6 protein-coding genes are annotated in these 6,022 nt (G+C 67.1%); 4 read left to right on the plus strand and 2 right to left on the minus strand.

The window, feature by feature from the left end; genetic code table 11:
• Positions 1-31: 31 nt before the first annotated feature.
• Positions 32-991, minus strand: a complete 960-nt coding sequence (locus tag SSMG_RS13265; protein ID WP_037713542.1) for an ABC transporter permease — start codon at positions 989-991, stop codon at positions 32-34.
• Positions 992-1,005: 14 nt separating this feature from the next.
• On the minus strand, positions 1,006-2,613 hold the full coding sequence (locus tag SSMG_RS13270) for an ABC transporter substrate-binding protein (protein WP_009076511.1): 1,608 nt from the start codon (positions 2,611-2,613) through the stop codon (positions 1,006-1,008).
• Positions 2,614-2,838: 225 nt separating this feature from the next.
• Between SSMG_RS13270 and SSMG_RS13275 the strand changes: the two genes are divergently transcribed.
• The 4 genes from SSMG_RS13275 to SSMG_RS13290 form a co-directional block, all read left to right on the plus strand.
• Positions 2,839-3,570, plus strand: a complete 732-nt coding sequence (locus tag SSMG_RS13275) for a FadR/GntR family transcriptional regulator (RefSeq protein ID WP_037713544.1) — start codon at positions 2,839-2,841, stop codon at positions 3,568-3,570.
• Between the two features lie 19 nt (positions 3,571-3,589).
• Positions 3,590-4,129: a GNAT family N-acetyltransferase gene (locus tag SSMG_RS13280; RefSeq protein ID WP_009076517.1), complete on the plus strand. Its 540-nt coding sequence runs from the start codon at positions 3,590-3,592 to the stop codon at positions 4,127-4,129.
• A 123-nt stretch (positions 4,130-4,252) separates the two neighbouring features.
• Complete coding sequence (locus SSMG_RS13285; RefSeq protein WP_234392824.1) at positions 4,253-4,954, plus strand: sugar phosphate isomerase/epimerase; 702 nt, start codon at positions 4,253-4,255, stop codon at positions 4,952-4,954.
• Between the two features lie 47 nt (positions 4,955-5,001).
• Positions 5,002-6,022: Gfo/Idh/MocA family protein (locus tag SSMG_RS13290; RefSeq protein ID WP_286156953.1), on the plus strand; the 1,021-nt coding region annotated here is incomplete at its 3' end.

Consider the following 6,022-nt stretch of genomic DNA (forward strand, 5'->3'; position numbering starts at 1 on the left):
AAGAGCACGTCGGCGAGAAGGTTCGGGCGCGTCACGAGCGGCTCCGCAGACGGGGGTTGGCGACGAGGTAGAGCACGTCGACGATCAGGTTCACGAGCACGAATCCGGCCGCGATGGTGATCACGAAGCCCTGCACTTTGGCGGTGTCGCCGTCCTGCACGGCCTGGATCATGTTCTGGCCCATGCCGGGCAGCGCGAACATCGTCTCGATCACCACCGCGCCGCCGAGCAGGTAGCCGACCCGCAGGCCGAGCACGGTCAGCGGGTTGACCAGGGCGTTGCGCAGCACGTTCCGGCCGACCACCACGACCGGCGGCAGCCCGCCGCCGCGCGCGGTCCGCACGTAGTCCTTGTCGAGTTCCTCGACCATCGACGTCCGGATCACCCGTGTCAGCTGCGCGGCGACCGGCGCGGCCAGCGCGATCGCGGGCAGCGTCAGCGAGTTGAGCCAGCCGGAGAACGAGTCCGCCGGGCTGACGTAGCCGCTGGTGGGGAACAGGCCCTTGCCGACCGCCAGCCACTGGACCAGCAGCAGCGCGATCCAGAACGCCGGCGCGGCGACGCCGGCGAGCGTCACGAACCGGATCAGGTGGTCGGGCCAGCGGCCGCGGAACAGCGCCGAGGTCACGCCGAGCACGACCGAGACGACGAGCGCGAGCGCCAGGCCGAGCAGGGTCAGCTGCACGGTGAGCGGGAGCGCGGTGGCGATGGTCTGGCCCACCGGCTCCTTGGTGATCACGCTCGTGCCGAAGTCGCCCTGCAGCAGATGCCACACGAAGTGCACGTACTGCAGCGGCAACGGGTCGAGCAGGCCGTTCTGCTCCCGGAACTGCTGGAGCTGGTCGGCGGTGGCGTTGGCGCCGTTGAACGCGGCCATCGCCGGGTCGACCGGCGAGAACCGCATCACGATGAACACGAACAGGATCACGCCGAGCAGCAGCGGGATCAGGGCGAGGATGCGGCCGGCCAGCATCCGCACGACGACTGTCACTTCCGGGCCTCCCGTCAGACCGGTTTGGCCTGGTTGAGGTAGATGCCCGGGTAGCCTTGGGCACGCACTCCGCTGATCGCCTTCGGGTCCCAGGCGGTGCCCATCTGCGTGAAGACGATCGGGTAGATCACCGCTTGCTCGGAAATCTGGTCGAGCAATTGCTTGTACAGCCCGCCGCGCTTGGTCTCGTCGGTCTCCGCGGCGGCCTTGTCCTGCAACGCCAGCAACGCGTCGGTGTCGGAGCCGCTCCAGCGCGCGTACCGCGTCATGAGCACCGATTTCGCGTCGTAGTAATAGCGGATGAGCAGATCGGGGTCGTTGCCGAACTGCAACGGGTTGTTGGTGGTGGCCACGACCTGGAAGTCGTCGCCGTTGTCCAGTTTGGAGAACAGCGCCTTGGTGTCCTGCGAGTCCAAAGTGGTCTGCACGCCGATCGCGTCCCAGCCCTCCTTGATCACCTTGACGCAGTCGAGGACCAGTGAGGTGTTCGTCGTGGACAGGGAGATCTTCAAACCGCTGACGCCCGCTTCGGCGAGCAGCTGCTTCGCCTTTTCCGGGTTGTAGGTGAAGTCCTGCGCCGCGGGCTGTGAACCGGGAAGCTTCGGGTTGATGAACGACGTGCCCGCGGTTCCGGTGCCGCGCAAGCCGATCTCGATCATCTTCTTCTTGTCGATCGCGTAATGCAGCGCCTGGCGGACCCGTTTGTCGGCGAACGGGGAGTGCTTGGTGTTGAAGAGGAGGAACAGGTTGTTGCCGCCGTCGGCGAATTCGACCGTACGGCCCGCCTTGCGCAGCTGTTCGGCGTTGGCGGGCGGGATGTTCTCCGCGATCTGCGCGTCCGGCTTGGCCCCGGAGATCGCCGCGACCCGCGGTGCGGAGTCCACAATGGACTTCCAGAGCATCTTGTCGTACGCGGCCGGGCGCGGGCCGTTGTAGTCGGCGAACTTCTCGAACGACGTGTGCGAGAGCGGGGCCTGTTCGGTGATCTTGTACGGCCCGGAACCGACGACCTTGCCCGCCGCGGCGGCCTTCCAGTTGTTCTCGAACACGTGCTTGGGCACGATCTTGCAGATCTGGATCCGCTGCAGCGCGTACGGGAACGCGAACTTCAGCTTGAACTCCACCGTCTTCGCGTCGACCTTGGTCACGGACTCCAGCCACTGCGAGAAGAAGCTGTGGATGAGGACGTTTTCCTTCGGATCGAGCACCCGGGCGTAGGTGAACACGACGTCGTCGGCGGTCACCGGCTGTCCGTCGTGCCACTTCGCGCCGTCGCGCAGCTCGAAGCGCATCGTGGTGCTCTTGAGGTCTGCCGGCAGTGCCTTGGCCAGGCCGGGGAACGGTTCCCGGGTGACCGGATCGCCCTCGACGAGCGATTCGTAGCTGTGCAGGATGGCCGCCATCGCGAACGCCGACGCGGTCTGCAGCGGGTCCCAGGTCTGGTTGTTGCCGTACCCGATCACCGCGGTGACGGAACCGGACGAGGCGCCGGTCTTGTTGGTGGACGCGGGACCCCCGCACGCGGCGAGCGTCGACGAAACCGCTGCGGCAGCCCCGGCGAGGCCGGCGTAGCGCAGCAGTGCGCGCCGGTTGAACGAAGTCCCCATGGCGGTTCGGGACATGGCGTCTCCTGACTTGATGCGGTGTTCCACCCAGAAAGCATCGAGAAGTAGGACGTGGGACGTCCTATGACTTGCCGGAACCCTAAGTCCCGTTCCCGCCCCGGTCAAGAGGCTTGTTCCGGCCCGCTTCCCACCCGCGCGGGTGCAGCGGGGAAAGCCGATCATGACGTAGGATGTCCTCCGATGGCGACGTGCCAGTGCAAGAAAGACATCCGGGAGACACGTGTGGCGCGCCCGCAACGCAGTGAAGAGATCACCAAGCAGATCATCGACCTGATCGTCGACCGGCAGCTGCCGACCGGCGCGCCGATGCCGACCGAACTGAGTCTCGCCGAGGATCTCGGCGTGAGCCGGAATTCGATCCGGGAGGCGGTCAAGGCGCTGCAGGCGCTCGGCATCGTCGAGGTCCGGCACGGGTACGGCACGTTCGTCGGCTCGGCCGGGTCGGAGGCGCTGCAGACGTGGCTGCTCTTCCGCACGCGCAGCCGCGGCAGCACCGACGCCGGGCGGCTGCGCGACCTGCTCGAGGTCCGCGAGATGATCGAAACGGAGCTGACCAGCCGGGTCGCGCGCGACCACCGGCCGGAGCTGATCGGGGAACTGCAGGCGTGCGTGGCGCGGATGCGCCGCAAGGGGCCGGACGCGGCGGTGGCCGACCGCGAGTTCCACGACCTCATCTGCGCCGAGGCGGGATTCGACCTGGCGCGCGAGCTGACTGGGCTGTTCTGGGACGTCTACCGGGCCGCGGAAGGCGAAATGGGCGGGCCGGTTTCGTCCGCGACGGCCACCGCGAAACGGCATCAGGCGATCGTGGACGCGCTCGTCAGCGGCGACGCGGAGGCGGCCGCGCACGCGGTGCACCGGCATTTCGACGAGGTGCGCAAGCGCGCGAAAGCGGATCGGTACGGCGGCTTCGGCGAGGCGCGGCCCGCGGTTTCCGGTTCGGCCGCCAGTTGAGGGTGGTTAGTCTGGACCGGTGACGACTCCGGAGATCGCCTTCCTGCCGCCGTCCGCTGCCGAGGACACCGCGCTGGTGGCCCTGTTGACCGATCTGGTGAACACCGTCTACGCGAAGGCCGAGGCGGGATTGTGGGCCGGTTCGGCCGATCGGACCAATGCCGGGGAGATGGCCGGGCTGGTTCGCGCGGGCGAGATCGCGGTGGCGCGGATCGACGGAACCGTGGTGGGGTCGGTCCGGATTCAGCGGCTGGCCGAGGATCTGGGGGAATTCGGTCTGCTCGCTGCTTCGCCGGAGGTGCGCGGCGCGGGGATCGGGCGTGCGCTGGTCGAGTTCGCGGAGAGTTGTTGCCGCGCTCAGGGATGTACGCGGATGCAGCTTGAGCTGCTGGTGCCGCGGGAGTGGACGCATCCGTCCAAGGAGTTCCTCGCGCAGTGGTACGGCCGGCTGGGGTACCAGGTGGTGGAGACGTCGACGATCGACGGACCGCATCCGGAGCTGGCTCCGCTGCTGGCCACTCCGTGCGATTTTCTCATCTGGCACAAGGATCTCGGCTGATCTTGGCCGCGGAGTTCCGTCCGGTTTTGTCCTGGTGTCAATTCTGACCAGGTGGTAGAAATTGGCGAAAGCCCTCTACCGCTGGGAGTTGGCATGGGTGGACCTTCGGTGCAGCTGTACTCGGTGCGCGACGCGTTCGCGGCTGATCCGGACGAGACGTTGCGGCGGCTGGCGGCGATCGGGTTCGAGCGGGTCGAGCCGTACGGGGTGGTGGAGAACGTCGAGGCGCTTCGGGCGGGGCTGGCGGCGCACGGGTTGAGTGCGCCTACCGCGCACGCAGCGTTGGTCGGGAAGGATCAGGAGGCGGTGTTCGCCGCGGCTCGGGAGCTGGGGATCGACGTGGTGATCGAGCCGTTGGTTCCCGCTTCGCAATGGGGGAATGCGGCGGAGATCGCTGCGACGGCGGAAGCGCTCAACGCGGCGGCTGAGGTTGCCGCGGGGTTTGGGGTGCGGGTGGGTTATCACAATCATTGGTGGGAGCTGGAATCGCGGATTTCCGGGCGTAGTGCGTTGGAGGTTTTCGCGGATCGGCTCTCTTCGGAGGTGGTGCTGGAGGTGGATGCTTATTGGGCTACGGCGGGCGGGGAGGATGCGCCCGCGTTGCTGCGGCGGTTGGGGCAGCGGGTGTGCGCCGTTCATGTGAAGGACGGGTCGTTGGCTGTCGACGCCACTGGGCAGGTGCCTGCTGGTCAAGGGCGGGTGCCGATGGGGGAAGTGCTCGCGGCGGCGCCGGGGGCGTTGCGGGTGGTGGAGTTTGATCAGCACGAGGATGTTTTCGGGGGGATTGCGGAGAGTTTCGCTTATCTCGCTGGGGGCGGCGAGTGAGTGTCGGGGTCGGAGTTGTTGGGGCTGGGTTTATCAGTGCTGCGTATTTGGAGAATCTGACCTCGTTTCCGGATCTTCGGGTGGTGGGGGTTGCTGATCTCGATGTGGAGCGGGCTCGGGCGGGGGCGGATCGATATGGGGTTGCCTGGGCTGGTTCGGTAGCGGAGTTGCTGGCGTTGCCGGAGGTCGAGATTGTCGTGAACTTGACTGTGCCTTCGGTGCATGTCGAGGTCAGTCTCGCGGCGGTGGAGGCCGGGAAGCACGTGTGGACGGAGAAGCCGATCGGGGTGGATCGGTCGACCGTGCGGAAGCTTCTTGATCGGGCGCGGGAGATGGGGGTGCGGGTGGCGGGGGCGCCGGACACTCTGCTTGGTGCTGGGCATCAGACTGCGTTTCGGGCGCTTGCGGATGGGCGGATCGGGGTCCCTTTTACCGCGTTGGCCCTGTTTCAGACGCCGGGGCCGGAGGGGTGGCATCCCGCGCCGGAGTTTTTGTTTCAGGCCGGTGGCGGGCCGTTGCTCGATATCGGGCCTTATTACTTGACGCAGTTGGTTCAGGTTTTCGGGTCGGTGCGGAAGGTTACCGGGGTTGGCGGGCGGGGGCGGGAGACTCGGGTGATCGGGGCTGGGCCTCGGGCTGGGACTGAGTTTCCGGTTGCGGTGCCTACTACGGTTGGTGCGTTGATTGAGTTTGCGCGCGGGGGGAGTGCGCAGGTTTTGTTTTCGTTTGATTCCGCGGTGCGGCGGACTGGGGTGGTGGAGGTTACCGGTTCACGGGGTACCGCGGTTTTGCCGGATCCTAATGGGTTTGGCGGGGCTACGGTCGTGCATCTCGGCGGGGAGGCGGAGTCGGAGGAGTTGGCCGCGGTGGGGCATTCGGCTTCTCGGGGGACCGGGGTGCTTGATCTTGCCCGGTCGGTTCGGGCTGGGGTGGCGGAGAGGGCTTCGGGGGAGACGGCTTATCACGTTCTGGACGTGATGGTGGCTGTTGAGGAGTCTATGGAGTTGGGGGTCGGGGTTGAGGTGGGCAGTCGGGTGGGGGTGGCGGAGTTGTTGCCTGAGGGGTGGG

The organism is Streptomyces sp. AA4 (assembly GCF_000158875.1).
In the GTDB taxonomy this organism is placed as follows: domain Bacteria; phylum Actinomycetota; class Actinomycetes; order Mycobacteriales; family Pseudonocardiaceae; genus Amycolatopsis.